This is a genomic window from Niveispirillum sp. (assembly GCF_052437035.1).
GTDB lineage: Bacteria > Pseudomonadota > Alphaproteobacteria > Azospirillales > Azospirillaceae > Niveispirillum.
Genome location: NZ_JBQVOH010000001.1, coordinates 682,714 through 706,211 on the forward strand (window position 1 = coordinate 682,714; position 23,498 = coordinate 706,211).

Consider the following 23,498-nt stretch of genomic DNA (forward strand, 5'->3'; position numbering starts at 1 on the left):
TCGTGACCGACAGTCAGCGCCCCCCCAAGAAACCCCGCTCCAACTTCACGCAGCGCGTGATCTCCGCCCTTATTCTGGCCCCCCCTGTGTTGGGCGCTGTCTGGTATGGCGGGGTACCGTTCCAGCTGCTGGTGCTGCTGCTGGCCGGGCTGTCGGCGTGGGAATATTTCCGGCTGGTCATGCCGGGGCGGCACCGTCCGGGTCATTTCGCCTTCATGCCGCTCTATATCGGCTTGCCCTTCCTGGCCATGCTCTGGCTGCGGCTGGAGAGCGGTCCCTATGGTCTGGCCCTGTTCTTGTTCCTGTTGCTGTCCATCTGGGCCACCGATATCGGGGCCTATGCGGCGGGCAAGAGCATCGGCGGACCGAAGCTGGCCCCCCGCATCAGTCCGAAGAAGACCTGGGCAGGCCTGATCGGCGGCATGGTGGCGTCGGCCACGCTGGGCGGGCTGTTCGGGGCAGCGCAGAGCGGGGATTGGCTGCCGGGCTGGCTGGTGCCGCCGGCGGCCACCGATGTGCCGCATGATGTATCGCTGGCCGCCATTGGCGCCTATGCCGCCATCGGTGCCGTCCTGGCCGTGGCAGGGCAGGCGGGCGACCTGTTCGAGAGCTATATGAAGCGCCGCGTGGATGTGAAAGACAGTTCCAGGCTGATCCCTGGTCATGGTGGTATCCTTGACCGGATCGACGGGCTGCTGTTCGCGGCACCGCTCTATGCCTTGTTCGAAATGACGGCGGGGGAATGGGTGCGATTTTGGTGAAGCCTGAGACGACGCGCCGCGTGACCGTGCTGGGCTGCACCGGATCGGTGGGGACCAATACTGTCCAGCTGCTGGCAGCCTATCCGGACCGTTTTCAGACAGAGGCGCTGGTCGCGGGCCGCAATGTGGCCAAGCTGGCTGAACAGGCCCGTCTGCTGCGTCCGGCCCTGGCCGTGGTCGCGGATGCGTCCGCCTATGCCGACCTGAAGGACGCCTTAGGCGGCACGGGCATTGAGCTGGCCGCCGGCCCCGCCGCGGTGGTGGAGGCGGCCAGCCGTCCCGCCGCCGATTGGGTGATGGCCGCCATTGTCGGTGCCGCCGGTCTGGCCCCGACGCTGGCCGCCGTGCAGCGCGGCGCCACGGTGGCGCTGGCCAACAAGGAAGTGCTGGTCTGCGCCGGTGAGCTGGTGATGGCGGAGGTACGCCGCTGCGGTGCCACCCTGCTGCCGGTGGACAGCGAGCACAGCGCCATCTTCCAGGTGTTCGACGAGGCGCGACGCGACCGTATCTCCCGCCTGATTCTGACCGCGTCGGGCGGCCCGTTCCGCACCTGGACGCGAGACGCTATGCAGGGGGTGACCCCGGCCCAGGCCTGTGCGCATCCCAACTGGTCCATGGGCGCCAAGATCAGCGTCGACAGCGCCAGCATGATGAACAAGGGGTTGGAGCTGATCGAGGCCCACCATCTGTTCGCCATGCCCGAGGAACGGATCGATGTGCTGGTCCATCCGCAATCGGTGATCCATTCCCTGGTCGAATATGTCGATGGGTCGGTGCTGGCGCAGCTCGGCACGCCCGACATGCGCACGCCTATTGCCGTGGCGCTGGCCTGGCCGGACCGGGTGGCCACACCGGGTGACCGGCTGGATCTGGTGAAGGCTGCCAGCCTGACGTTCGAGTCGCCTGATCCGGTGCGATTCCCCGCCTTGGGGCTGGCGCGGCGCGCCTTGCAAAGCGGGGGGGCGGCCCCTACAATCCTCAATGCGGCGAATGAGGTGGCGGTTGCCGCCTTCCTGTCTGGAAATCTGGGCTTCCTGGATATTCCGCGCGTCGTTGAGAAATGTCTGGCCACCCTGGCGCATGCCCCGTTGGGCACGCTGGCGGATGTGGAAGCGGCGGATGCGGAAGCACGTCGCCACGCCTTTGCCGAAATTGCGGTTTTATCTCGCGCGAACTGAACGCGGCCCTTGGAGGCGCATTGATGGAAGTCCTGGGCTTCATCTGGAATTACGGGGTGATGTTCCTTGTCGTGCTGACCATTCTGGTCTTCGTGCACGAGATGGGGCATTTCCTGGTGGCGCGCCGTAATGGCGTGCGGGTGGAGGTCTTCTCCATCGGCTTCGGGCCGGAGATTTTCGGTCGCACCGACCGGCTTGGCACCCGCTGGAAGTTCAGCCTTATCCCGCTGGGCGGCTATGTGAAGATGTTCGGGGATGCGGGCGCGGCCAGCACGCCCGGCACCGGGCTTGACCGGATGACGCCGGCGCAGCGCGCCGTGTCCTTCCATCACAAGCGTGTGGGGCAGCGCATGGCCATCGTGGCGGCGGGGCCGGCGGCGAACTTCCTGTTCGCCATCCTGGCGCTGGCCTTCATGTTCATGGTCTATGGTCAGCCCTATACCCCGCCCGTGGTCCGCGAGATCCTGCCCGAGGGGGCGGCGGCGGAGGCCGGCATGAAGCCGGGCGACCGTATCGTCTCCATGGATGGCCGCGACACGCCGCGTTTCGAGGATGTGCTGGGTGTCATCGTCATGAATCCGGGCCGCACCGTTTCGATGGTGGTGGAACGGGTTGAGGCGGAAGGTGCAGAGCCCAAGCGCCTGGAACTGACCGTCACGCCGCGTGCGGAAAAGATGGAAGACCGGTTCGGCAATATCCACACGATAGGCCGGCTGGGGGTGATGCGTGGTAATGACGAATACCGTCGCCAGACGCCCCTGACCGCCATCTGGGAAGCCGGCAAGGAGACGGTCCGTTTGACGGAAGGCACGCTGGACGCCGTCTGGCAGATGGCGTTGGGCATGCGCAGCACGAATGAGCTGGGCGGGCCCATCCGCATCGCGCAGATGTCGGGCCAGGTGGCACAGACGGGCTTCGTGACCATGATCTGGTTCGTGGCTGTCCTTTCCATCAATCTGGGCCTGATCAACCTGTTCCCCATTCCGATGCTGGACGGGGGACATCTGCTGTATTACGCAGTGGAGGCCGTTCGCGGACGGCCTCTTGGCGAGAGGGCTCAGGAATATGGTTTCCGGGTCGGTCTGGCTTTGGTATTGACCTTGATGGTTTTCGCGACCTGGAATGACTTGGTTCAGCTCCGTGTCGTCGATTTCGTCAAGGGTGTCCTGTCTTAGCCTTTTTGGGGGAACAGTTGGTCTCGGTTTCCAGGTTCGCGCTGTGCCTGCTGCTAGGCGGCACCGCAACATCTGTCATCGCGCTGTCGACCGGCGCCATGGCCCAGGAGGCGTTTGATGGTGGCATCATTCGCGAAATCCGCGTCGAGGGGTCGCAGCGCATCGAAGGCGCCACGGTCCAGTCGTACCTGACGGTACGGCCCGGCGACAATTTCGATCCCGACAAGATCGACCAGTCGCTGAAGTCGCTCTTCGCGACCGGCCTGTTCGCGGACGTGTCGATCCGGCGCGAAGGCGGCGTGATGCTGGTGCAGGTGGTGGAAAATCCCATCATCAACCGCATTGCGTTTGAAGGAAACAAGCGCATCAAGACCGAGGATATCAATCCCGAGGTTCAGTTGCGCCCCCGCACCGTCTATACCCGCACCCGCGTGCAGAACGATGTGGAGCGTATCCAGGAACTCTATCGCCGCAAGGGCCGCTTCGCCGCGCGCATCGAGCCGAAGATCGTTCAGCTGGAACAGAACCGCGTCGACCTGATCTTCGAAATCGAAGAAGGCCAGATGACGGGCGTGCAGGCCATCAACTTCGTGAACAACAACGTGTTCGACGATGATGAACTGCGCGAGATCATGATCACCAAGGAGTCGCGCTGGTGGCGGTTCCTGTCGTCCAACGACAATTATGATCCCGAGCGTTTGCGCTATGACCAGGAGCAGGTCCGCCGCTTCTATCTGCGCAACGGCTATGCCGACTTTAAGGTGCTGACCTCGGTCGCGGAATTGACCCCCGATCGCGAGGAATTCTTCATCACCATGACGGTGGATGAGGGCAAGCGCTATAAGTTCGGCAAGATCGAAATCCAGTCGGAAATCCCCGACATTGATGTGACGCCGCTCTATGAGGCCATCAACGCCTATTCCGGCGAATGGTACAATGGCGACAAGATCGAAGAGAGCATCACCGCCCTGACCAACCGGTTGGGCGACCTGCAATATGCCTTCATCGATATCGACCCGCTGTTGGAGCGCAATCAGGAAGATCAGACCATCAATCTGGTCTTTGAACTGAAGGAAAGCCCGCGCGTCTTTGTTGAGCGTGTCGACATTGTTGGCAACTACAATACGCTGGACAAGGTCATCCGCCGCGAAATGCTGCTGGTTGAAGGCGACCCGTTCAGCGTCTCCAAGGTCAAGCGCTCCGAACAGCGCATCAAGGATCTGGGTTACTTCCTGGATAGCGGCGTTGAGGTGAAGACGGAGGAGGGCAGCAGCCGCGATCAGTCCGTGATCACGGTCGAGGTCGAGGAACAGCCCACCGGTGAAATCCAGCTGGGTGCCGGTTACTCCTCCACTGACGGCGCGCTGCTGGACTTTTCGATCCGCCAGCGCAACCTGCTGGGCAAGGGCCAGGACCTGCGCCTGTCCACCCTGCTGTCGAGCCGCAGCTTCGAGGTGGATCTGGGCTTTACCGAGCCCTACTTCCTGGACCGCGATCTGGCGGCTGGTGTCGATCTGTTCCGCGTGGTTCGCGACAATCGCGACACCATCTCCTACGATCTGGAATCGACCGGTGTCGTGCTGCGCGCCGGCTACCCGCTGTCGGAAAAGCTGCGCCAGCGCATCAGCTACTCGCTGGTTCAGAACAAGATCGACAATATCTATTTCGGCTCGTCCCTGTTCCTGCAGGATCAGCTGGGCACCACCATCACCTCGTCTGTGGAAAGCCAGCTGCTGTATGATGAGCGTGACAGCAAGATCGAGCCGACCAGCGGCTTCTATGGCCTGTGGTCGGTTGAATTCGCCGGTGTCGGCGGTGACACCCGCTATCTGCGTAACCGCATCACGGCGGGTCAGTATTGGGAGCCGTTCGAGGAAGTGGTGCTGGGTCTGACTACCGAGGCTGGTTACATCTGGGGCATGGGCAAGGACCTGCGCATCAATGACCGCTTCTTCATCGGTGGTGACACGCTGCGCGGCTTTGAGATTGGTGGTATCGGTCCCCGCAACGTGCCCGATCCGAACAATCCGGAAAACAGCGACGCGCTGGGCGGTACCATCTTCAGCCGCGCCAGCCTGGAACTGACCACGAAGCTGGGCCTGCCGGACGAGCTGGGCGTGAAGGCGCACGCCTTCTACGATGCCGGTACCCTGACGGCGGCCAAGGAAACGCCGGGCGTCGGGGATGTGTTCCGCGACAGCAACAAGGTCCGCATGTCGGCCGGTGTCGGTGTGTCGTGGAAGTCGCCCTTTGGTCCGATCCGTCTGGATTTGGCCTATCCGATCGCCAAGGAACCGTATGACCAGACCGAAACGCTGAAGTTCAGCTTCGGTACCCGGTTCTGACGGGGGGTCGGGCCTTGGCGCTTCGCCCCATCGCCCTTCTGTTCACCGGCCTGGCCCTTGTGGCCGGGCCGGCTGCATCTTATGGCCAGGAGGTTGCGGTCCCGCAGACGCAGGCGTCGCAACCTGCCCGGCGGCTGCCCTATGCCCAGGTGGCCGTGGTGGATATCCCCACCATCCTGCAGCAGGCTACGGCCATGCGGACCATCCAGCAGCAGCTTGATGTGCAGAAGGAACAGTTGCAGCGTGACGTGGCGCAGCAGCAGGAAGGGTTGCGGGTCGCGGAGCAGGAACTGGCCCGTCTGCGCCAGACCGTTGCCGTTGAAGAGTTCGACCGTAAACGGACGGAATTCGAAACCCAGGTGTCCGCCACCGGGCGTGCCTTGCAGGAACGTACCCGCCGCCTGGATATCGCCTTCAACCAGGCCCGTAACAGTGTGATCAACACGTTGGATCAGGTGATCGCCGAGGTGGCGAAGGAAGCCGGTGCGACGTTGGTGATCTCCCGGCAATTCATCGTTTATCAGGCGGGCGGTGCCGCCGATATCACGTCGGAAGTGCTGGAACGTCTCAATGGCCGTCTGCCGCATGTGACGGTCAGCGTTCCGCCGCCGACATAAGGGCCGGACGGTCCCCATTTTCGCCGGAAGGAAACCCTCATGGCCGATCCCCGTTTCTTCGACCGTGCCGGCCCCTTCACGCTGGCTGACCTCGCCGCCTGTTCCGGTGCGACGGTGGCGCCCGGTGCCGATCCTGGCCTGGTGCTGACCGATGTTGCCCCGCTGGATCAGGCCGGGGAAGGGCAGCTGTCCTTCCTGGATAACCGCAAATATGTGGAGGCGTTTCAGGCCAGCCGGGCAGCGGCTTGCGTGGTGCATCCCGTCCTGGCCGACAAGGCGCCGGCGGGCATGGCGCTGCTGCTGTCGACCAAGCCCTATCGCAGCTATGCGCTGTGTGCCCAGGCCTTCTACCCGCTGCCGGCGTCCAGCGGCCTGATCTCCCCGGCGGCGCATGTCGATCCGACGGCGGTTCTGGCTGAGAATGTGGAGGTTGCCGCAGGGGCGGTGATTGAGGCGGGGGCAGAGATTGGGCCACGCACGCGTATCGCCGCCAATGCCGTGGTTGGGTGCAATGTCCGCATCGGTGCCGACAGTGTGATCGGTGCCTGCGCCTCCCTGTCCCATTGCATGATTGGCGACCGCGTCGTGATTTATCCTGGCGCCCGTATCGGTCAGGATGGTTTTGGCTTTGCCATGGATGTCACTGGCCATGTCCGCGTGCCGCAATTGGGCCGGGTTATCATCGAGGATGATGTGGAGGTGGGGGCCAACAGCACCATCGACCGTGGTGCCGGCCCCGATACGATCATCGGCAGGGGCACGATGATTGATAATCTGGTCCAGATCGGGCACAACGTCACGCTTGGTGCCGGCTGCGTCATTGTGGCCCAGTCCGGCATCTCGGGCAGCACGAAGTTCGATCATCATGCTGTGCTGGCGGCGCAGGCAGGGGTGGCCGGTCATCTTTCCATCGGGGCGGGGGCCCGCATCGCGGCACAAAGCGGCGTGATGCGGGATGTACCGCCGATGACGGAGGTGTTCGGCACGCCGGCGCAGCCCAAGCGGCAATATTTCCGCCAGGTCGCCATGATGGCGCGGCTGGCGAAGGGGAAAAGTGGACGGGGCGATGAGCACGACGGAAACGAATAAGGTTGCGGTGACCGACCTGGATATCAACCGGATCATGGAACTGATCCCGCACCGGTATCCGATGCTTCTTGTTGACAAGGTCAAGGACATCGTCCCCGGTGAAAGCTGCACCGGCATTAAGAACGTGACGATGAACGAGCCGCAGTTCACGGGCCACTTCCCGCAGAAGCCGGTGTTCCCCGGCGTCATGATCGTGGAAGCCATGGCCCAGACCTCGGCCATCCTGGTCATGCAGACCCTGGGACAGGAGGCGGAGGGCCGTCTCGTGTACTTCATGGGGATTGAGGAGGCGAAGTTCCGCCGCCCCATCGTTCCCGGTGACCAAATCCATATCAAGGTCCAGAAGATCCAGAACCGCCGCAATGTGTGGAAGTTCAAGGGCGAGGCCTGGGTCGACGGCAACCTGCATGCCGAGGCGACCTACACGGCCATGATCGTCATGGGTGATTAAGGTCGGTTTCCGCTCCTTTTGGTGGACACGGGGCCGACGTAATTTTGTCAAACGCCTTTGCTAAAGGCGATGGGAAGGGCGGGCGACCGCCCTTTCGCATGTCAGGAAGAGAAGGGTCGGCCCATGAGCGCCAATATCCATCCCAGTGCCATTGTCGATCCCGGTGCCCGCATCGGTGCAGGTGTGGAAATCGGTCCTTTCTGTGTGGTGGGGCCGCATGTGGTGCTGGGTGATTATGTGCGCCTGATCAGTCATGTTGCCATTGATGGCCGCACGACCATTGGTGAAGGCACCATCGTCTATCCCTTCGCCTCGCTGGGCCATGCGCCGCAGGATCTGAAATACAAGGGCGAGCCGTCAGAACTGATCATCGGGCGCCATAACCGCATCCGTGAAAATGTCACCATGAATACCGGCACAGAGGGTGGCGGCATGGTGACCCGTGTCGGTGACGGCGGCCTGTTCATGGTCGGTGTCCATGTTGGCCATGATTGCATCGTTGGCAACAACGTGATCTTGGCCAACAATGCCACCCTGGGCGGGCATGTGGTGGTGGGTGATCATGCCGTTCTGGGCGGCCTGTCGGCGGTACATCAGTTCGTGCGCATCGGTGCCCATGCCATGATCGGCGGCATGTCGGGGGTGGAGGCTGACGTCATCCCCTATGGTCTGGTGAAGGGCGACCGCGCCTTCCTGGCCGGGCTCAATCTGGTCGGGTTGCAGCGCCGTGGCTTTGCCAAGGAAGACATCCACGCCCTGCGCGCCGCGTTCCGCCAGTTGTTCGAGGGTGAAGGCAAGATGGCCGACCGCATCGCGGCCGTGACGGCGGAAGCCGGTGGCGTCCAGGCCGTGGCCGATATCCTGTCCTTCCTGGCCGACCGGGGCAGCCGTGCCCTGACCCAACCCCGCTGACCCTGCCATGACGGATCGGCTAGGCATCATCGCTGGCGGGGGCGACCTGCCACGGCAGGTGGCGGAGACCTGCCGGCGGGGTGGACGGTCGTTCTTTGTCATCGCGCTGGAAGGGCAGGGGGCGGATGCGTGGCTGACGCCCGATCTGCCCCATGCTGTATTACGCATGGGTGCCGCCGGCGCCATCCTGGAACGGCTTCGGACAGAGGGGGTGACGGAGATTGTGCTGGCCGGCGGTGTGCGCCGTCCGTCGCTGTCCGATTTGCGCCCGGACTGGTACGCGGCCCGTTTTTTCGCGCGCCTGGGCCTGAAGGCCCTGGGCGATGATGGCTTGCTGCGGGCGGTGTCGGCATTGCTGGAGGAAGAAGGGTTCCGGGTGGTCGGCGTCCAGTCCCTGATCGCCGATCTGCTGATGCCGTTCGGCGTGCTGACGCAGCGGCGGCCGGACGAACAGGCCCTGGCCGATATCGCCCATGGCCTGATGGTTGCCCATGCGCTGGGTGCTGTCGATGTCGGGCAGGCGGTGGTGGTGCAGGCTGGGCTGGTGCTGGGGGTGGAAGCCATTGAAGGCACAGATGCCCTGATCGCCCGCTGTGGATTGCTGAAACGCGACGGGGCGGCTCCCGTGCTGGTGAAACGGGCCAAGCCCGGCCAGGATCGACGCCTGGACCTGCCGACCATTGGCCCTGATACAGTCACTGCATGCGTCGCTGCCGGTTTTGCCGGTATCGCGGTGGAGGCGGGGGGAGCCTTGTTGGTGGGACGGGCGGATGCGGTTCGGGCCGCCGATGCAGCGGGGCTGTTCGTGACGGGCCTGGGGGGATGCGGATGATGGTGCTGGCCCTCACCCTCCCATTGGCTGGTGCCAACGGGCCCCTCCCTCTCCCGCAAGCGGGCGAGGGGCAGAATTGGACATCCCTGATTGTTCGCCCCTCGCCCACGTCAGTGGGAGAGGGAGGGGCCCGCCCGCGCAGCGGGTGGGAGGGTGAGGGCGCCACATTCAACGGCCCACCTCCCGAGGCTCGCCCATGACCGCCCCCCTGATCTATCTGATCGCCGGCGAACCTTCCGGCGACATCCTGGGCGCCCGGCTGATGTCGGCGTTGAAGCAGGCGACGGGTGGGCAGGTGCGCTTTGCCGGTGTCGGCGGCGACCGCATGATCGCCGAAGGTCTGGACAGCCTGTTCCCTATGGAGGAACTGACCCTGTTCGGGTTGGCCGAATTGCTGCCCAAACTGCCCAACCTGATCCGTCGCATCGGGCAGACGGCGGGCGACATCCTGGCCCGCCGCCCCGACGCCGTTGTCACCATCGATGCCCCGGATTTCTGCTTCCGGGTGCTGAAAAAGGTGCGGCGTGCCGATCCGGCCATCAAGCTGATCCATTATGTGGCCCCCACCGTCTGGGCCTGGCGGCCCGGTCGGGCGCAGAAGATCGCGCGGTTCCTGGATCATCTGCTGGTCCTTCTGCCGTTCGAGCCGCCTTATTTCGAGGCGGTGGGCCTGCCCGCCACCTTTGTCGGCCATTCGATTGTGGAGGCCGGGGTGGAGCAGGGCGATGGTGCGGCCTTTCGCGCCCGCCACGGCATTGCCGACGACATCCCCTTGCTCTGCGTCCTGCCCGGCAGCCGGCGCAGCGAGATCAAGGTACTGTTGCCCGACTTTGCCGCCACGCTGTCCATTCTGAAGGAACGCCATCCCGGATTGCGGGTTGTCGTACCCACCCTGGGCAAGGTGGCGGCCCCCGTGCGGGCGGCCACGGCGACGTGGCCTGTGCCCACCATCGTGGTGGAGGGCGACACCGAGAAATATGATGCCATGGCCGCCAGCACGGCTGCACTGGCGGCCAGCGGCACGGTGGCGCTGGAACTGGCGCTGGCCCGCCTGCCCAGCGTCATCGCCTACCGCATACATCCGCTGACCTACCGGCTCTACCGCCGGCTGATCCGCGTCAAATATGCCAATCTGGTCAATATCATGCTGGACCGGATGCTGGTGCTGGAGCGGTTGCAGGATGAATGCACACCGCCGAAACTGGCTGATGCCGTGTCGATACTGCTGACCAATCCCGACGCGCGGCGTGAACAGATCGAGGGCGTGGCGCAGGTGGCGCAATGGCTGGGTCAGGGCGGTGAACAGACGCCCAGCCAGCGTGCGGCGCAAGCGGTTCTGAAGGTTGCCAGGGGTTAGGGCAGCGCCGGCAACGCCAGCAGCCTTTCTGCATCCGGGGCCGGTATTGGCCGCGAGAAGTAGTAGCCCTGACCATAGCGGCATTCCAAACCGCGCAGGAAGGTGACCTCTGACGGATTCTCGATCCCTTCGGCCACCACATCCAGATCCAGGCTTTTGGCTAGCAGCAGGATGATGCGGGGGATTTCTTCCCGCCGGTCGCCATTGCCGGCCCCACTGATGAAGGCGCGGTCGATCTTCAGGGAGTTGACCGGGTAGCGGTGCAGGTAGGAGAGCGAGGAGTAGCCGGTGCCGAAATCGTCCAGCGACAGATGGACGCCCAGGCTGCGGATCTGCTGCATCATGGAAACGGCCCGGCCCGGATCATCCATCAGCAGGCTTTCCGTGATCTCCAGCTTCAGCGTGTCCGGCGCGATGCCAGTATCGGCCAGGACATGGCGGACGCATTCCACCATGTCATCATCCAGCATCTGGCGACCAGAGACATTGACGCTCATGAACAGGCCGCTGTCATGGGTCTTCTGCCAGCGCGCCAGCTGCTCCGCTGCCTCCTGCATGGCCCAACGGCCGATCTGCAGGATCAGGCCCGTATCTTCGGCCAGCGGCACGAAATCAGCGGGGGAGATCAGGCCGCGTTCGGGATGCTGCCAGCGGATCAGGGCCTCGAACCCCGCGATGGACTGATCCGACAGGCGTACGATGGGCTGATAGAACAGGGTGAGCTGGTGCCGGTCAGTGGCCAGCCGCAGGTCAGCCTCCGTCCGCAGACGCGACATGGCGCGGGCGCGCAGGGCGTCGTCGAACACTTCCACCCGGTTGCGACCCGCCCCCTTGGCCCTGAACATGGCAAGGCTGGCATCGCGCATCATGTCGGCGGCTTGGCCATAGCCGGTGTGCGACATGGCGATGCCGCCCGATGCCGTCAGAACCAGTTCCTCGCCGCTGACCAGCGTTATGGGATCGGTAATGGCGGCGGCCAGACGCTGGGCCGCCGTCATGGCGGCCTTCACATCCACGACACCATCCATAAGCACGCCGAATTCATCGGCGGAAACCCGCGCGATGGTATCGCCGGCGCGGCGCTGCCCCTCCAGCCGTTTAGCCAGGATGCGCAACACCTCGTCCCCGGCATTGGGACCCAGGCTGTCATTGACGGTCTTGAAATGGTCCAGATCAAACAGGATGACGGCGCAGGGCGGATCATCGGGCCGGCGGCGACGGTCAATGGTCTGACCGATACGGTCCATTAGCAGCGACCGGTTGGGCAGGCCCGTCAGCCCATCATGGAAGGCATCGAACAGGATCTGCTGTTCGGCGCGCTTGCGGGCCGTGATGTCGGTCATGGAGCCGGCCATGCGGATGGCATCGCCCAGCGCATCGCGAATGGCCACCCCCCGGATCAGGACCCAGAGTTCCGCCCCGCTGTCATGGCGGATGCGGACTTCATGTTCCAGATGATCAAGGCGACCCGACAGGTGCAGTTCGAAGGCTGCACGCAGGCCAGGCAGATCGCTGGCATGGACCAGGGCGAACCAGTCCTCCATCGTGCCGACCCATTCGCCGCCGGGCAGGCCCAACATGTCGGACCAGCGGGGGGAGTAGTAGACCTCCCCCTCCGGCACGCGCCAGTCCCACAGGCCGTCATTGGCGCCCTGGGCGGCCAGCGCATAGCGCTCCTCGCTGATGCGCAGCTGTTCCTCGGCCACCTTGCGGTCAGTAATGTCGGATTGGGAGCCGACAAGGCGCACCGGTTCCCCATCCGCGTCCAGGACGGCGATGCCCCGGCACAGCATCCAGCGCCAACCGCCCCGCCCATGCTGGATGCGGTATTCAATCTGGAAAGGCTTGCCCCCCGCCGACATCTGCGCGTCCAGCGTCGCCTGCAACCAGATCAGATCCTCCGGATGCACGCGGTTCAGCCATTCCTCCGGCCCATTCGCCTCCTCGTCCGGCAGCAGTCCGATCAGCGCCCACCAACGTGGCGCGTAATAGATACGGTCGGTCCGCAGGTCCCAGTCGTAAAGACCGTCATTGGTGGCCGCCGCGGCCAGCGCCAGCCGCTCCTCGCTGATGCGCAGCCGGTCCTCCGCCTCCTTACGTTCGGTAATGTCGGCAGCAGTGCCGATCAGGCGGTTGACGGTACCGTCCGGGCCGGCGATGGCCGCACCGCGGACCAGCAGCCAGGTCCAGTCGCCACGCCCATTGCTGACGCGATGTTCAATGACGAAGCACCGGCCCCCTTCGTCATGGCGTGGGCGAAGCGTTGCCTCCAGCCATTGCAGGTCATCGCTATGGACACGGTCGAACCAGTGGCGTGGGCCGATATCGCCCCCGTCTGTGGGCAGGCCCAGATGGTCACGGAAACCCGGCGACAAAAACAGCGTATCGACGGTCAGATCCCAATCCCAGACGGCCTCGCCGCTGGAAAGTCCCGCCAGCATATAGCGCTGGGCCAGTTGGTCATCGGGCGTCGGTTGGGACAAGGGCGGATCGACCGGCAAGGGAAAGATGTGGGTTGGAAACTCTATACCACTTTCGACCGGTGGGGCCACGCCCCTTCGCAGCTTGCTGTTATTTATACTACACTTGGCGCTATGGACTGGAATGACCAAGCGATCCTGCTATCCGCACGCCCGTATGGGGAAACGGCGGCCCTTGCTCTGGTGTTAACGCGGGAGCATGGGCGCCACGCGGGCCTTGTGCATGGGGGGCAATCGGCGCGCCTGCGGGCCAGTTTGGAGCCGGGGAACCTGCTGGCCGCCGGTTGGCGTGCCCGTCTGGCGGACCAGTTGGGGACATGGTCGCTGGAACTGGAGCGGGCCTATGCGGCCCCGCTCCTGGATGATCCGCTGCGACTCGCCTGCCTGGCATCGGCCTGTGCCCTGCTGGATGGGCTGCTGGCCGACCGGGAGCCGCATCCCGGCCTGTTTGACGCCACGCTGGCCCTGTTCGAGGCACTGTCCAGTGAGGTCTGGGCCGAGATTTATGTGCGGTGGGAAATCGGTCTGCTGGATGAGATCGGATTCGGCCTGGACTTGTCGCGCTGTGCCGTCAGCGGGCAGACGGCTGCCGACCTGTTCGCCGGCAATGACGGCCTGTCGCATGTCAGCCCGCGCACGGGCCGTGCCGTGTCGATATCGGCGGCGGAGCCCTATAAGGACAAGCTGCTGGTGCTGCCGCCGTTCCTGCTGGGCCTGTCCGATGGCGGGCCGGCAGAGGTGATGCAGGGATTGCTGCTGGCGGGCCATTTTCTGGAACGCAGCGCCTTTGCCCAGCGGCATGCGGAAGTGCCGGCGGCCCGTATCCGGTTCGTTGAACGCTATGCGCGCATGAATGGTCTGTCCGTGACCGTTTCGCCCTGACGACGGTTACCGGAAATGAACCGCCGACCACACCAATCCGCCAACCACGCCCATAATCAGGGCCAGGTTCCAGGCGCGGCGAAGCCGCTTGCCCCACGGGGCGGGATTGTCATTGGCGGATGACGGGCGGCGCCACAGGAAGGGCGGGCGCGAAGGAAACAGAAATGCATCACGGGCGATCCCAATGGGACCGCCCGCTTTGCGGGATTGGCTATGCTTACGCTCAGCCACGCTTCTCGACCGGGACATAGTCGCGCGGCGTCTGGCCCATGTAGAGCTGACGCGGGCGACCGATCTTCTGACCGGGGTCCTCGATCATTTCCTTCCACTGGCTGATCCAGCCGACGGTGCGGGCCAGCGCGAACAGCACGGTGAACATGCTGGTCGGGAAGCCGATCGCCTTCAGGATGATGCCGGAATAGAAATCGACGTTCGGATAAAGCTTCTTCTCAATGAAATACGGATCGGACAGGGCAATCCGCTCCAGCTCCACCGCGATGTCCAGCAGCGGATCGTCCTTGATCCCCAGCTCGGCCAGCACTTCCTTACAGGTCTGCTGCATCACCTTGGCGCGCGGGTCATAGTTCTTATAGACCCGGTGGCCGAAGCCCATCAGACGGAAATTGTCGTTCTTATCCTTGGCGCGATTGATGAATTCCGGAATGCGATCAACGGTCTTGATCTCTTCCAGCATCTTCAGCACGGCCTCGTTCGCACCGCCATGGGCAGGGCCCCACAGGCTGGCGATACCGGCGGCGATACAGGCGAACGGGTTGGCGCCCGACGAACCGGCCAGACGGACGGTGGAGGTGGACGCGTTCTGCTCGTGATCGGCATGCAGGATGAAGATCTTGTCCATCGCCTTGGCGATGACCGGGTTCACCTTGTACGGCTCACAGGGCACGCCGAACGTCATGTACAGGAAGTTTTCCGCGTAACCCAGATCGTTGCGCGGGTACATGAAGGGCTGGCCGACGGAATACTTGTAGGCCATTGCGGCGATGGTCGGCAGCTTCGCAATCAGGCGATGCGACGCAATCATGCGCTGCTTGGGATCGTTGATATCGGTGCTGTCGTGATAGAAGGCCGACAGGGCGCCGACGACGCCGCACATAACGGCCATCGGGTGGGCATCGCGACGGAAGCCGCGATAGAACTGCGTCAGCTGTTCATGCACCATCGTGTGGCGGGTGATGGTGGCTTCGAATTCCTTCTTCTGCGCGGCGTTGGGCAGCTCGCCATGCAGCAGCAGGTAGCAGACTTCCATGAAGTCCGAGCTTTCGGCCAGCTGGTCGATCGGGTAACCGCGGTGCAGCAGCACACCCTCGTCGCCATCGATATAGGTGATGGCCGAGTCGCAGGAGGCGGTCGACGTGAAGCCGGGATCGTAGGTGAAGCAGCCGGTGGCGCCATAGAGCTTTCGGATGTCGATGACATCCGGCCCCGTCGAGCCCTTCAGGATAGGCAAGTCAATCTTCTTGCCGGTCCGGTTATCGATCAGGGTCACCGTCTCGGCGGTTCCATCGCCCGCCGTCTGGGTTGTCTGGCTCATGTCGGCACGTCCTCAAGGGTTTCGTTTGGGGTTATCGCCCCGTTTTTGAAAGTGGGGCGGAGTTTAGTGCCGCGTCGCAGCGAGTGCAACGCAACAGCACTTTTTTAACCATGGTTTTTGACATCTTCTAAACGCGACAGGCTCTCTTCGCGCCCAAGAATTTCCGCCACCTCGAAAATCGGGGGCGAAACCGTGGTTCCGGTCAGGGCGGCGCGCAGCGGCTGTGCCACCTTGCCCAGCTTCAGACCGTTCGCTTCCGCGAAATCGCGGACAATGGCTTCCAGGGCACCTGCCGTCCATTCGCCGGCCTCAGCGAACTTGGCGGCCAGGGCGCCGATCTGCCCGCGCACCTCTGCCGTCAGCAGGGCACCGGCCTTTTCATCCATGGCAAGCGGGCGGGCGGCGAACAGATAGAGCGAGCCATCGGCCAGCTCGATCAGCGTCTTCACGCGCGGCTTGAAGCCGGGGATGGATCGCAGCAGCCGGTCCTTCTCCACATCCGTCAGGGCGCGGCCAATTTTGGCCTCAATGAACGGCGTGGTCAGGGTAACCAGACGCGCATCCTCCGCCTCCCGGATATAATGCGCGTTCAGGTTCTCCATCTTCGCGAAGTCCAGACGCGAGGGCGAGCGGCCGATACCGTCCAGCGTGAACCACTCAATGGCCTGTTCGGTCGAAATGATCTCCGCATCGCCATGGCCCCAGCCCAGGCGCAGCAGGTAATTGCGCATGGTTTCCGGCAGAAAGCCCATGTCGCGATAGGCCTCGATCCCCAGCGCGCCGTGACGCTTGGACAGCTTGGCCCCGTCCGGCCCATGGATCAGGGGGATATGGGCGAATTCCGGGGTCTTCCAGCCCATGGCGTTATAGATCTGGATCTGGCGGAAGGTGTTGGTCAGATGGTCGTCGCCGCGCACGACATGGGTAACGTCCATGTCATGATCATCAACCACAACGGCCAGCAGATATGTCGGCGTGCCGTCGGAACGCAGCAGGATCAGGTCGTCCAGCTGGCTGTTCTGCACCCGCACCTCACCCTGCACATGGTCCTTCACCACCGTCTCGCCTTCGCGCGGGGCCTTCAGGCGGATAGCGGGGGCCACACCGGCGGGTGCTTCCGACGGGTCGCGGTCGCGCCAGCGACCGTCATAGCGCGGCTGCTGGCCGGCGGCCTTCTGCGCCTCGCGCATCGCGTCCAGCTCTTCCGGGGTGCAGTAGCAGCGATAGGCGGTGCCGTTGGCCAGCATCTGGGCCACTACCTCGGCATGCCGGTCCTTGCGGCCAAACTGGCTGATCGCCTCGTCATCCCATTCCAGGCCCAGCCATTTCAGCCCTTCCAGAATGGCGTCCACGGCGGCATCGGTGGACCGTGCGCGGTCCGTATCCTCGATGCGCAGCAGGAACTTGCCCTGGTGATGCTTGGCAAACAGCCAGTTGAACAGGGCCGTGCGGCCGCCGCCGATATGAAGGTAACCGGTGGGCGAGGGGGCGAAGCGGGTGACGATCATCGCAAAACTCTTATGGGCCCATAGGGCAGAATGATTGTTTGCGGGTTGGTTTAGCACAGCCGTGCGTCTTGTGAACAGCATTGGACCGGGGATGCTCCCCCCTCGAAAAGTCGTGGGTGCGGCCTTGCCGGTCGGGTTGATGCGACTTGTGGATGATCACAATTAAATAGTGAAGCGTTGTCTGTTTTCATCTAATTGTATTCATCCATTGGCAGGGATGGTGGCATGCGGTTGGATGGGCTGGCGCGGCGGACCGGTTTATCCTGGCTGGCTGCCGGTCTGCTGGCTGAAAGCGGGCGTTGGGTCCTGTGGTTCCCCGTTCTGATCGGGGTGGGGATCGGTTTCTATTTCGCCCTGGATCATGAACCGCCGGTATGGGCGGGTGCCGGGGCCTTGATCCTTGCCGTGATGGCCAGTGTCCTGGTTCAGGTCCGGCGACCGGATTGGGCGTTGGCGGCGTGGATTTTGTTGCTGGCGGTTCCATTGGGTTTCACGGTGGCGCAGTTGCGCACCTCCCTGGTGACGGCCCCGATGCTGCGGGAGGATATCGGCCCCGTCGGCGTCAGGGGGCGGGTGGTTCAGATCGACCGGCTGGAGAAGGGCATGCGGCTGTTCCTGACCGACGTGACGGTGCCGGGTCTGGCCGCCGCCGATACCCCCCGCATCTTGCGCATTTCCATGCGGAATACCGAAACCATGCCGGTGATCGGCGAGCGGGTGCGCCTGTTCGCGACCATCGGCCCCGCATCGGATGCGGTGGAGCCGTGGGCCTTTGATTTCCGCCGGCATCTTTACTTTCTAGGGGTCGGGGGGACCGGTTTCGCGCTGGGCCGGGTGCGGCGGCTGGAGGGACCGGTGGAGGAGGGGGTGCTGCTGGAACAATGGCGCCACGTGATCGCCGACCGTGTGGCGGCACGTCTTCCCGATCAGGCGACGGCGGGCATGGTCACGGCCCTGCTGAACGGCCAGCCCACCGCGATACCGGAGCCGGATATGGAGGCGATGCGGCAGTCGGGCCTCCAACATCTTCTGTCCATCTCCGGCCTGCATATCGCGCTGGTGGCGGGACTGGTCTTCTTTCTGCTGCGCGGCGGCATGGCGCTATGGCCCGCCTTGGCCTTGCGCCACCCCATCAAGAAATATGCGGCGGTGGCGGCGCTTGTCGCGTCCATCTTCTATATGCTGATGGTGGGATCGCCCGTGCCGACGCAGCGGTCGGTGCTGATGACCGGTGTCATGCTGCTGGCGGTGCTGGTGGACCGCAATCCGTTCTCCCTGCGCGTCGTGGCCGTGGCGGCCCTGGTGGTTATGCTGATCCAGCCAGAAACCATCATCGGCCCCAGCTTTCAGATGTCGTTCGCCGCCGTCATCGCGCTGGTGGCGGCGTTCGAGGTGGCGACACCCTGGATGGCTGCACGCCGGAAGGAGGGGGGGCAGGGCTGGTTTGGCCAAAGCCTGACCTATGTCGGCAGTCTGTCGCTGACCTCCCTGGTGGCGGGTCTGGTCACCATCCCCTTCGGCCTGCATCATTTTCAGCAGATGTCGAATTATGGCCTGCTGGCCAACATGATCGCGGTGCCGGTCACCAGCTTCTGGGTCATGCCATGGGGGCTGCTGGTCTATCTGTTGATGCCGCTGGGCCTGGAAGGCTGGGCCATCACCGCCATGGGCTGGGGGGCAGAGGCGATTTTGTGGACGGCGCATTGGGTGGCCGACATGCCGGGGGCGGCCCTGCATCTGCCGCTGCTGCCGGCAGCGGGGCTGGTGATTTTCACCCTCTCCTGTCTGTGGCTGTGCCTGTGGCAGGGGCGGATCAGGCTGTTGGGTTTGGCCGGCATGCTGGCCGGCCTGATGTTTCTGCCCCTGACACCGCGGCCCGATCTGCGGATCAACGGGGATGGCAAGGTGGTGGGTGTCCGTCTGGCCGACGGTTCCCTGGTCGTCTCCACCCGGCGCTCCGGACGGTTTGACAGTGATGAATGGGCGCAAAGGGACGGATTGCCGGTTGAACCCCAAATCTGGCCCAAGAAGGGCAGCAAGGATGGCCGCCTGACCTGTGCCACGCCGGATGCCTGCCTTTACCGGCTGAATGGCCGGACGGTCGCCATCGCCCTGTCCCCGGCTTCTGTCGATATATTGTGCCAGCCTGGCATTGATGCCCTAGTTACGCGTCATCCGCTAAATGAATGCGCGGCCCCGATTGTGATCGGGCCGCAGACCCTGGCCGACAAGGGGGCGCACGCCCTCTATCTTGATGGCGATATCAGGGTGGATGCCGTCCGGGCCGGTGCTGCGGCGCGGCCCTGGAACTGACCGGGGCCTGTCACTGCGGTGACAGGCCCTGACCATGTTTACTTCTTACCGTACAGGTTCTCGCGTTCCTTGTCGGACAGCGGGGTGCCTGCCGGCTTCACCTTGTCGGCCAGCAGGCCCAGGCCACGCTGCACCGCCGGGCGGGCGGCGATGGCGTTGAACCAGCGCTGGACATGCGGGAACTCGTTCAGGTCGATATCGTATTTCGGGGCGTTGCGGACCCAGGGGAAGGTCGCCATATCGGCGATGCCGTATTCATCGCCGCCCAGATAGGCCGCCTCTTCCAGGCGGGTATTGGCCACCTTCAACAGGCGCTTGGACTCGTTGCGGTAGCGTTCGATGCCATAGGGCACCTTTTCCGGCGCGTAGAGGATGAAATGCCCGGCTTGGCCGAACATCGGGCCAACGCCGCCCATCTGCCACATCAGCCATTGAATATGGGTGAACCATACAGCGGGGTCCTTGGGCCGGAACTGCCCGGTCTTTTCCGCCAGATAGATCAGGATGGCGCCGCTTTCAAACAGGCTCAACGGCTTGCCCTCTGGCCCCTCGGGGTCGACAATGGCGGGCATGCGGTTGTTGGGCGCGATCTTCAGGAAGTCGGGCTTGAACTGATCCCCCGCGCCGATATTCACGGCATGCACCTCATAGGGCAGGCCCATTTCCTCGAGCGCGATGGAGACCTTGTAGCCGTTCGGGGTCGGCCAGGCATGAAGCTGGATGGTCATTGACGGTTCCTTGCAATGACGGGGTGGGTCAGATGGCGGCCACCCTACCGGCATTGGTCACAGCCCGAAAGTGAGGACGCGCACAGTCAGGCTGCATCACCCGATGCGCATTTCGCGGGCCAGAAAATCGATCACCGCACGGATGCGCGGCGGCATGACTGGGCCGCCCTGGAACACGGCATGCACCACCTCGACCTCTCCCGTCGAATAATCCTCCAGCAGGGGCACCAGCCGCCCCGCCGCGATATCGGCGGCGACATGGAACAGGCCGTGGCGGGCCAGCCCGTGCCCGGCAAGGGCCAGATGCCGCATGCTTTCGCCATCGCCCAGGCGGATATTGCCCCGTACCGGCACCTCGATCCGGCTGCCATCGGGCATACGAAAGGGCCAGGGACCGACGCTGCGCACGAATCCGAAGGCCATCAGATTGTGCTGGGCCAGATCGTCGGGCGTGCGCGGGGTGCCATGACGGGCCAGATAATCGGGAGAAGCCACAACCACCACCCGGCCCTCGCCCAGTTTGCGGGCCAACAGGTTGGCCCCTTTCAGCGGGCCGACGCGGATGGCGATGTCGGCGCGTTCCTGCATCAGGTCCACGACCATGTCGGTCAGGGTGATGTCCAACTGGATCTCTGGATAAAGCGCCGACAGTTTCGGCACCAGCGGCAGCAGATACAGCATGCCCAGCGGCACCGAACTGTTGATGCGAACTGGCCCGCGCGGGGTACTGCCGGCGGCCACCTCCTGCTCTGCCTCCGCCATGTCGGCCAGGATGCGGCGGCAGCGTTCATGGAACAGATCGCCTTCCGGCGTCAGGCGCAGTTGGCGTGTGGTGCGGTTGAGTAAACGCGCGCCCAGCCGCGCCTCCATGCGGGCGACCAGTTTGCTGACCGCCGATGGCGTCATATTCAACGCCCGGGCCGCCCCGGAGAAGTTGCCCGCCTCCACCACGCGGGCGAAAACCTCCATCTCGCCGGCCCGGTTGATCTCCAATCGCGACATGTGACCCGAACTCACAAATCATGTTCCGGCAGGCAGTCTAGTTCACGGATGGGGACGCGTCCATCTTGGCGCCCATGTCATCCGCTTCATCCGGAACCTGAAATCATGCCAATCGGATTATTTGCCCTGACGGCTGGTGCCTTTGGCATCGGCACGACGGAATTCGTCATCATGGGCCTGCTGTTGCAGGTCTCTGCCGACCTTGGGATCGCTGTCTCCACGGCGGGCTTGCTCATTTCCGGCTATGCGCTGGGGGTGTTTGCCGGTGCGCCGCTTCTGACCCTTATAACGGGCCGGCTGCCGCGCAAGGTGCTGCTGGTCGCATTGATGGTGGTGTTCACCATCGGTAATATCGCCTGTGCCATCGCGCCTGATTATGCCTCGTTAATGGTGGCGCGGGTCATCACCTCGCTGGCCCATGGCACCTTCTTCGGTGTCGGCTCCATTGTGGCGACTGGAATGGTGGCGCCGGATCGCAAGGCGTCTGCCATCGCCATCATGTTCACGGGCCTGACCATGGCCACCTTGCTGGGCGTGCCGTTCGGGGCCTGGCTGGGCCTGCATTTCGGCTGGCGTTCCACCTTCTGGGCCGTGGCCCTGATCGGCATTGCCGCCACGCTGGTGCTGGCCGTTTTCGTCCCGGCGGACAAGGCCACGCCGCAGCCCCTGTCCATCCGCCAGGAACTGACGGTGCTGACCAAGCCGCAGGTCTGGCTGGGGCTGGTGATGACGGCGTTGGGCTTTGCCGGCGTGTTTGCGGTCTTCACCTATATCCAGCCGATCCTGACCCGCATCACCGGCTTTTCCGACGCAGCTGTGTCGCCCATCCTGCTGGTGTTCGGCGGTGGTCTGGCCATCGGCAACCTGCTGGGCGGAAAGCTGGCCGACAAGCGGCTGATGCCCACGCTGCTGGGCACGCTCATCGCACTGGCCCTGGTGGAGGGCGTGATGGGCTTCATCATGCACGACAAGGTCGCGGCCATCATCTTTGTCGGCCTGATGGGCATCGCCGCCTTCGCCACCGTCGCCCCCTTGCAGATGCGCGTGCTGGAAAAGGCGGAAGGGGCGGGGCAGGGGCTGGCCAGCAGCCTGAACATCGCGGCCTTCAATCTGGGCAATGCCCTGGGCGCCTGGGTTGGCGGGGTGACCATTGATCAGGGGCCGGGCCTGGGTGCCGTCACCTGGGTCGCCGCCCTGGTGACGCTCGCCGGCCTTGCCGTGGCGTTGGTCAGCCGTGCCCTGGACCGGGGGACGGTCACTGTCCGCCCTGTGGCCGCGACGCCGCTGCATTGAGGTGGGGTGGGGATGGCGGGACTGGACCGCCATCCCCGCTTGTGACTATACCCATGGCAGATTTCGCAACCATCTGCGGCGCCATGCTGATTTATCGCCATACTACCGACCTTCCGGCAGCCATTCGCGGCTGCGCGGTCGCGCTTGGCAATTTCGACGGCGTGCATCAGGGCCATCGCGCCGTCATCGACGCGGCGAAGCAAGCAGCCCGCGCAAAGGGCGTTCCCGCCGCCGTCCTGACCTTTGAGCCGCATCCGCGCAGCCTGTTCCGCCCCGACGATGCCCCCTTCCGCCTGACACCCTGGCGCATCAAGGCGCGGCTGGTGGAGGCGCTGGGCATCGATGCCCTGTTCGAGGTGCGGTTCGACGAGGCCTTTTCCCACCTGACCGCGGATGAGTTTGTACGCCAGATTCTGGTGGATGGGCTGGCCGCATCGCATGTCGTGGCAGGCTACGACTTCGTCTTTGGGCACAAGCGGGGCGGGGATATGGCCTTCCTGCGCGATGCCGGCGAACGGTTCGGCTTCACGGTGACGGAGGTCCGCCCCGTGGCTGGCCCTGATGCTACCGCCTATTCCTCAACCCGCGTGCGTCAGCATTTGCAGACAGGCGAGGTGGAGCAGGCAGCCGCCATCCTGGACCATGACTGGGAGATCGAGGGGCGGGTGGAGCATGGCGACAAGCGGGGCCGCACCATCGGCTTTCCAACCGCCAATGTTGAACTGGGTACCTATCTGCGCCCGCGCCTGGGGGTTTATGCCATTATGGCAGGCGTGGATGAGGGGTCGCGCACTGTCTGGCACAAGGGTGTTGCCAATATCGGTCGCCGTCCGACCGTGGGTGGGCTGACCGAACGGCTGGAGGCCCATCTGTTCGATTTCGATGGCGACCTGTATGGCCGGCATCTGCGCGTGCGTCTGTGCCGCTTCATCCGCCCGGAAATGAAGTTCGACAGTTTCCAGGCGCTGAAGGACCAGATCGTGGCCGACAGCGCCAAGGCTCGGGAACTTCTGGACTGACCCC

General features: G+C 64.1%; 19 protein-coding genes. 14 read left to right on the forward strand and 5 right to left on the reverse strand.

Translation table 11 applies throughout. The annotated features are described in order from the left end of the window. Window positions 1–2 precede the first annotated feature (2 nt). The 10 genes from ACT6Q8_RS03305 to lpxB all read left to right on the forward strand — a co-directional run bounded on the left by ACT6Q8_RS03305 (window position 3) and on the right by lpxB (window position 10,717). Complete coding sequence (locus tag ACT6Q8_RS03305) at window positions 3–761, forward strand: phosphatidate cytidylyltransferase (protein ID WP_444732626.1); 759 nt, start codon at window positions 3–5, stop codon at window positions 759–761. Next, complete coding sequence (locus ACT6Q8_RS03310) at window positions 743–1,939, forward strand: 1-deoxy-D-xylulose-5-phosphate reductoisomerase (RefSeq protein WP_444732627.1); 1,197 nt, start codon at window positions 743–745, stop codon at window positions 1,937–1,939. Before ACT6Q8_RS03305 ends, ACT6Q8_RS03310 begins: the two co-directional genes overlap by 19 nt. A gap of 23 nt (window positions 1,940–1,962) precedes the next feature. Then, window positions 1,963–3,114: an RIP metalloprotease RseP gene (rseP, locus tag ACT6Q8_RS03315; protein ID WP_444732628.1), complete on the forward strand. Its 1,152-nt coding sequence runs from the start codon at window positions 1,963–1,965 to the stop codon at window positions 3,112–3,114. Window positions 3,115–3,131: 17 nt separating this feature from the next. Continuing rightward, window positions 3,132–5,459 carry an outer membrane protein assembly factor BamA gene (gene bamA / locus ACT6Q8_RS03320; protein ID WP_054167532.1) on the forward strand — a complete coding sequence of 776 codons (2,328 nt, stop codon included), beginning with the start codon at window positions 3,132–3,134 and terminating at the stop codon, window positions 5,457–5,459. Between the two features lie 14 nt (window positions 5,460–5,473). After that, window positions 5,474–6,076 (forward strand): OmpH family outer membrane protein, encoded by a 603-nt coding sequence (locus ACT6Q8_RS03325; protein WP_054167200.1) that lies wholly within the window; start codon window positions 5,474–5,476, stop codon window positions 6,074–6,076. 39 nt (window positions 6,077–6,115) lie between these two features. Then, window positions 6,116–7,165 (forward strand): UDP-3-O-(3-hydroxymyristoyl)glucosamine N-acyltransferase, encoded by a 1,050-nt coding sequence (lpxD, locus tag ACT6Q8_RS03330; RefSeq protein WP_444732629.1) that lies wholly within the window; start codon window positions 6,116–6,118, stop codon window positions 7,163–7,165. Continuing rightward, complete coding sequence (fabZ, locus tag ACT6Q8_RS03335; protein WP_054167202.1) at window positions 7,143–7,616, forward strand: 3-hydroxyacyl-ACP dehydratase FabZ; 474 nt, start codon at window positions 7,143–7,145, stop codon at window positions 7,614–7,616. Before lpxD ends, fabZ begins: the two co-directional genes overlap by 23 nt. Window positions 7,617–7,739: 123 nt before the next feature. Then, a complete protein-coding gene (gene lpxA, locus ACT6Q8_RS03340) occupies window positions 7,740–8,528 on the forward strand; it encodes an acyl-ACP--UDP-N-acetylglucosamine O-acyltransferase (protein ID WP_444732630.1) in 789 nt (262 codons plus the stop codon). A gap of 7 nt (window positions 8,529–8,535) precedes the next feature. Continuing rightward, complete coding sequence (locus ACT6Q8_RS03345) at window positions 8,536–9,360, forward strand: LpxI family protein (protein ID WP_054167204.1); 825 nt, start codon at window positions 8,536–8,538, stop codon at window positions 9,358–9,360. Between the two features lie 196 nt (window positions 9,361–9,556). Further along, the gene (gene lpxB, locus ACT6Q8_RS03350; RefSeq protein WP_444732631.1) at window positions 9,557–10,717 is read left to right on the forward strand and encodes a lipid-A-disaccharide synthase; all 1,161 of its coding nucleotides are present in this window, start codon (window positions 9,557–9,559) and stop codon (window positions 10,715–10,717) included. Here the strand turns inward: lpxB and ACT6Q8_RS03355 are convergent. Next, window positions 10,714–13,200, reverse strand: coding sequence for a GGDEF domain-containing phosphodiesterase (locus tag ACT6Q8_RS03355; protein WP_156344505.1), 2,487 nt, complete (start codon window positions 13,198–13,200; stop codon window positions 10,714–10,716). The genes lpxB and ACT6Q8_RS03355 overlap by 4 nt on opposite strands. 111 nt (window positions 13,201–13,311) lie before the next feature. On the opposite strand from ACT6Q8_RS03355, the gene recO reads away from it, so the two are divergent. After that, on the forward strand, window positions 13,312–14,079 hold the full coding sequence (gene recO / locus ACT6Q8_RS03360) for a DNA repair protein RecO (protein WP_054167206.1): 768 nt from the start codon (window positions 13,312–13,314) through the stop codon (window positions 14,077–14,079). A 223-nt stretch (window positions 14,080–14,302) separates the two neighbouring features. On the opposite strand, the gene gltA is transcribed toward recO, so the two are convergent. Both gltA and gltX read right to left on the reverse strand, forming a co-directional pair. Further along, window positions 14,303–15,631, reverse strand: a complete 1,329-nt coding sequence (gltA, locus tag ACT6Q8_RS03365; protein ID WP_082372152.1) for a citrate synthase — start codon at window positions 15,629–15,631, stop codon at window positions 14,303–14,305. A gap of 104 nt (window positions 15,632–15,735) precedes the next feature. Continuing rightward, window positions 15,736–17,139, reverse strand: a complete 1,404-nt coding sequence (gene gltX, locus ACT6Q8_RS03370) for a glutamate--tRNA ligase (protein ID WP_054167208.1) — start codon at window positions 17,137–17,139, stop codon at window positions 15,736–15,738. A 225-nt stretch (window positions 17,140–17,364) separates the two neighbouring features. On the opposite strand from gltX, the gene ACT6Q8_RS03375 reads away from it, so the two are divergent. After that, on the forward strand, window positions 17,365–19,452 hold the full coding sequence (locus ACT6Q8_RS03375; protein WP_444732632.1) for a ComEC/Rec2 family competence protein: 2,088 nt from the start codon (window positions 17,365–17,367) through the stop codon (window positions 19,450–19,452). A 38-nt stretch (window positions 19,453–19,490) separates the two neighbouring features. Here the strand turns inward: ACT6Q8_RS03375 and ACT6Q8_RS03380 are convergent, their stop codons facing one another. Both ACT6Q8_RS03380 and ACT6Q8_RS03385 read right to left on the reverse strand, forming a co-directional pair. Continuing rightward, window positions 19,491–20,180 carry a glutathione binding-like protein gene (locus ACT6Q8_RS03380; protein ID WP_444732633.1) on the reverse strand — a complete coding sequence of 230 codons (690 nt, stop codon included), beginning with the start codon at window positions 20,178–20,180 and terminating at the stop codon, window positions 19,491–19,493. Window positions 20,181–20,276: 96 nt separating this feature from the next. Beyond that, window positions 20,277–21,182, reverse strand: coding sequence for a LysR family transcriptional regulator (locus tag ACT6Q8_RS03385; RefSeq protein ID WP_444739335.1), 906 nt, complete (start codon window positions 21,180–21,182; stop codon window positions 20,277–20,279). 105 nt (window positions 21,183–21,287) lie between these two features. Between ACT6Q8_RS03385 and ACT6Q8_RS03390 the strand changes: the two genes are divergently transcribed. Further along, on the forward strand, window positions 21,288–22,475 hold the full coding sequence (locus ACT6Q8_RS03390; RefSeq protein ID WP_444732635.1) for an MFS transporter: 1,188 nt from the start codon (window positions 21,288–21,290) through the stop codon (window positions 22,473–22,475). A 53-nt stretch (window positions 22,476–22,528) separates the two neighbouring features. Beyond that, on the forward strand, window positions 22,529–23,494 hold the full coding sequence (locus ACT6Q8_RS03395) for a bifunctional riboflavin kinase/FAD synthetase (protein ID WP_444732636.1): 966 nt from the start codon (window positions 22,529–22,531) through the stop codon (window positions 23,492–23,494). The last annotated feature ends 4 nt before the right edge of the window (window positions 23,495–23,498 follow it).

Coding starts and splice junctions, on each gene's coding strand:
- ACT6Q8_RS03310 (WP_444732627.1), top strand. CDS start 743: ATGGGTGCGATTTTGGTGAAGCCTGAGACGACGCGCCGCGTGACCGTG.
- rseP (WP_444732628.1), top strand. CDS start 1,963: ATGGAAGTCCTGGGCTTCATCTGGAATTACGGGGTGATGTTCCTTGTC.
- lpxD (WP_444732629.1), top strand. CDS start 6,116: ATGGCCGATCCCCGTTTCTTCGACCGTGCCGGCCCCTTCACGCTGGCT.
- fabZ (WP_054167202.1), top strand. CDS start 7,143: ATGAGCACGACGGAAACGAATAAGGTTGCGGTGACCGACCTGGATATC.
- lpxA (WP_444732630.1), top strand. CDS start 7,740: ATGAGCGCCAATATCCATCCCAGTGCCATTGTCGATCCCGGTGCCCGC.
- ACT6Q8_RS03345 (WP_054167204.1), top strand. CDS start 8,536: ATGACGGATCGGCTAGGCATCATCGCTGGCGGGGGCGACCTGCCACGG.
- lpxB (WP_444732631.1), top strand. CDS start 9,557: ATGACCGCCCCCCTGATCTATCTGATCGCCGGCGAACCTTCCGGCGAC.
- recO (WP_054167206.1), top strand. CDS start 13,312: ATGGACTGGAATGACCAAGCGATCCTGCTATCCGCACGCCCGTATGGG.
- gltA (WP_082372152.1), bottom strand. CDS start 15,631: ATGAGCCAGACAACCCAGACGGCGGGCGATGGAACCGCCGAGACGGTG.
- gltX (WP_054167208.1), bottom strand. CDS start 17,139: ATGATCGTCACCCGCTTCGCCCCCTCGCCCACCGGTTACCTTCATATC.
- ACT6Q8_RS03375 (WP_444732632.1), top strand. CDS start 17,365: ATGCGGTTGGATGGGCTGGCGCGGCGGACCGGTTTATCCTGGCTGGCT.
- ACT6Q8_RS03380 (WP_444732633.1), bottom strand. CDS start 20,180: ATGACCATCCAGCTTCATGCCTGGCCGACCCCGAACGGCTACAAGGTC.
- ACT6Q8_RS03385 (WP_444739335.1), bottom strand. CDS start 21,182: ATGTCGCGATTGGAGATCAACCGGGCCGGCGAGATGGAGGTTTTCGCC.
- ACT6Q8_RS03390 (WP_444732635.1), top strand. CDS start 21,288: ATGCCAATCGGATTATTTGCCCTGACGGCTGGTGCCTTTGGCATCGGC.
- ACT6Q8_RS03395 (WP_444732636.1), top strand. CDS start 22,529: ATGGCAGATTTCGCAACCATCTGCGGCGCCATGCTGATTTATCGCCAT.